Annotated in this window: 5 protein-coding genes; 1 reads left to right on the top strand and 4 read right to left on the bottom strand. The window is 65.9% G+C overall.

Annotation, left to right across the window (positions count from 1 at the left end):
* The 4 genes from DVH02_RS32300 to ehuB all read right to left on the bottom strand — a co-directional run.
* A partial coding sequence (locus DVH02_RS32300; RefSeq protein ID WP_147286181.1) for an ATP-binding cassette domain-containing protein occupies window positions 1-306 on the bottom strand: 306 nt, incomplete at its 3' end.
* Window positions 296-946 (bottom strand): ectoine/hydroxyectoine ABC transporter permease subunit EhuD, encoded by a 651-nt coding sequence (gene ehuD, locus DVH02_RS32295; protein ID WP_114627405.1) that lies wholly within the window; start codon window positions 944-946, stop codon window positions 296-298. The genes DVH02_RS32300 and ehuD, both read right to left, overlap by 11 nt.
* A complete protein-coding gene (ehuC, locus tag DVH02_RS32290; RefSeq protein ID WP_114627404.1) occupies window positions 943-1,617 on the bottom strand; it encodes an ectoine/hydroxyectoine ABC transporter permease subunit EhuC in 675 nt (224 codons plus the stop codon). The genes ehuD and ehuC overlap by 4 nt, the downstream gene beginning before the upstream one ends.
* Complete coding sequence (gene ehuB / locus DVH02_RS32285) at window positions 1,614-2,516, bottom strand: ectoine/hydroxyectoine ABC transporter substrate-binding protein EhuB (protein WP_114627403.1); 903 nt, start codon at window positions 2,514-2,516, stop codon at window positions 1,614-1,616. The genes ehuC and ehuB overlap by 4 nt, the downstream gene beginning before the upstream one ends.
* 107 nt (window positions 2,517-2,623) lie before the next feature.
* On the opposite strand from ehuB, the gene DVH02_RS32280 reads away from it, so the two are divergent.
* Window positions 2,624-3,061, top strand: a 438-nt coding sequence (locus DVH02_RS32280) for a DUF3830 family protein (RefSeq protein WP_114627406.1), incomplete at its 3' end; no start/stop codon positions are given.

Raw genomic sequence — 3,061 nt, 5'->3', positions numbered from 1 at the left:
CGGGAAGAGGTTGAACTGCTGGAAGACCATGCCGATGTTCTTCCGTACCTCCCGCACATGCTTGTTGTCGGCGGGGAACAGCTTGTCGCCGTTGACCGTGATCGTTCCCTCGTCCGGCTTCACCAGCGTCATCAGCAGCCGCAGGATCGTGGTCTTCCCGGATCCCGACGGGCCGACCAGCGTCACGTGCTTGCCGGGCTGGACCGAGAAACAGAGGTCGTCCAGGACGGTGTTCTTGCCGAATCTCTTGGTGACGTTTTCGAACCGGATCAGTTCATCGGTCTTTTTGACGGTTTCAGCGGACAAGACGACGCTCCAGGGCTCGCATGAGAAGAGAAGCCGGGTAGGCGATGAGGATGAAGGCGATGCCGACGACGGTCAGCGGCTCGGTGTACTGGAAGGTCGACGCGCTCTCCAGCCGGGACTGCTGGAGCATCTCCAGCACACTGATCCCGGCGAGCAGCGGCGTGTCCTTCAGCATCGAGATGACGTAGTTCCCCAGCGCCGGCACGATGCGCCGGATCGCCTGCGGCAGGATCACCGCCAGCCAGGTCCTGCCCATCGGCAGGCTCAGCGCCGTCGCCGCCTCCCACTGCCCGGCCGGTACCGCGTCGATGCCCGCGCGGTAGACCTGCGCGGTGTACGTCGAGTAGTGCAGCCCGATCGCGATCGTGCCCGTCGTCAGTCCGGAGAACTGCACGCCCCATTCGGGGAGCACGAAGAAGAAGAAGAAAAGCTGCACCAGCAGCGGGGTGTTGCGGATGAACTCGGTGACGATGTTCACCGGCCACCGGACGAAACGCGTCGGCGCCCGGAACCCGATCGCCCAGACGAGGCCGAGGGTGAAGGAGAGGAGCGAGCCGAGCACCAGCACCTGGAGGGTGAGGAGCAGGCCGTCCCAGAAGCGCGGCATGAAGTCCGCGACAGCGGACCAGTCCCAGTTCATCGGGCACCTCCCGGAGTGGTGGTGATGCCGATCCCGGCCTTGGTCCTGCGTTCCAGCACCCGCATCCCCCGGGCCAGCAGGAAGGCGAGCACGAAGTAGATCACCAGCGTGACCGTGTAGATCTGCGCGCTCTCCTGGGTGGCCAGCCGCACCAGATAGGCCGCGAACGACACATCGGCGACACCGAGCAGGGAGACCAGCGCGGTGCCCTTCAGCAGCTCGATGAGGAGATTGCTGAACGGCGGGATCATCTCGGGCACCGCCTGCGGCAGCAGGATCAGCCGCATCCGCTGCCAGGGCGTGAAGTTCAGGGCGATCCCGGCCTCACGCTGCGCGGGCGTCACGGAGTTGAGCGCCCCGCGCACGACTTCGGCGCCGTACGCCCCGTACGAGAGGCCGAGCGCGAGCACCGCCGCCCACATCGGGACCAGGGCCCAGCCGAAGAGCCCCGGCATGACGAAGAACAGCCAGAACATCAGCACCAGGGCCGAAGTGCCCCGGAAGACCTCGGTGTAGAAGCCCGCGAGGAAGCGGACGAAGCGCGAGCGGTGCGTGCGGGCGATGCCCACCGTGAAGGCCACGAGGGTGGCCAGTGCGGCGCTGTACAGGGTGAGCTGGACGGTGATCCAGATCCCCGGGAGCACCCAGTTGGTCCAGAGGCCGGCGGTCATGCGCACAGCTCCTCTGCGGTGAGCGTCGTCATCTCCGACTCGGTGAAGCCGAAGGGTTTCAGGACGCGGAACAGCTCGCCGCTCTTCTTCATCTTGTGGATCTCGGCGTTGAAGGCGTCGCGCAGACCGGTGTCCGTGGGACGGAACGCGAAGCCGCCGCCGTCGACCTTCTTCTCGCCGTCCACCAGCGGTGCGAACGGCTTCGTCGCCTCGGCCCTGCGGCTCTTTTTCACCACTTCGCGGCCGGTGAGCGCGGTGCCGGCGAAGACGTCGACCCGGCCGGACTCGACGGCGTTCAGCCCGGCGACCGGGTCCTGGAGGATGACGATCTCCTTCTCGGGGACCCCGGCGGATATCGCGTACTCGATCTCGGCGTAGCCGGTGCCGGTGGCGAACTTCGCCTTCGTCCGTACGACGTCCTGGTACGAGTGCAGCCCCTTGGGGTTGCCCTTGCGGACGAGGAACGAGTCGAGCATCTGATACTCGGGATCGGCGAAGATGACCTGCTTGCAGCGGTCCGCGTTGATGTACATCCCGGCCGAGACGACATCGAACTGCTGCGAGTTCAGCCCGGGTATCAGCGAGGAGAAGTCGGTGGCCACGGGCTGTACGTTGGCGATGCCGAGCCGCTTGAATATGATCTTCGCCAGCTCCACGGCCTCGCCGGTGAAGTCGCCCTGCTCGTTGATGTAGCCGTACGGAGCCTCGCCCGCGATACCGAGCCGCACCGTCCGCTGCGACTTCAGCCGGGCGAGCGTGTCGCCGGAGGGGATCTTCGCGCAGCCCGCGGCGGAGAGCGCCCCCGCCGCGCCCAGCGCCGCCGTGCCCAGCAGCAGAGATCGTCTCCTTATAGACCGTTTTATGGTTCTTTTTCTGTTGTGCTCTGGTGGTGAAGCCATGGGCGCGCGGCTACCCGACTCCAATCGGGTTATGCACATCGATTTGAGCCGATCTTCCCGGCCCGGTGCGCCCTTGACTCGGTGGATCAGGCGAGGACCATGAAGGCATGACCGACCGATTTGTGACTGTGTCGCTCGACAAGCGCGGAGTGCACTGCACCGCGAAACTCCTGGATGACCGGGCTCCGGTCACCTGCGCGGCGGTGTGGGAGGCGCTGCCGCTCGGTTCGGACGTCTACCACGCGAAGTACGCGCGCAACGAGATCTACGCGCTGTTTCCGGCCTTCGCCGCCGAGGAACCGCCGCTGGAGAATCCGACCGTGACCCCCATCCCCGGGGATCTGTGCTACTTCACCTTCTCCGACACCGAGTTGGGCACCTCGTCGTACGGATACGACGCGAAGGCGGTCACCGGCCGCCGCACCACCGTCGATCTGGCCCTCTTCTACGAGCGGAACAATCTGCTGATCAACGGGGACATGGGATGGATCCCCGGCATCGTCTGGGGGACGGTGGTCGAGGGCCTCGACCACCGTCCCCCAGAC

The organism is Streptomyces corynorhini (genome assembly GCF_003346515.1).
In the GTDB taxonomy this organism is placed as follows: domain Bacteria; phylum Actinomycetota; class Actinomycetes; order Streptomycetales; family Streptomycetaceae; genus Streptomyces; species Streptomyces corynorhini.
The sequence above is the reverse complement of the archived record's forward strand: the minus strand, read 5'-3'. Positions and strand labels throughout refer to the sequence as shown.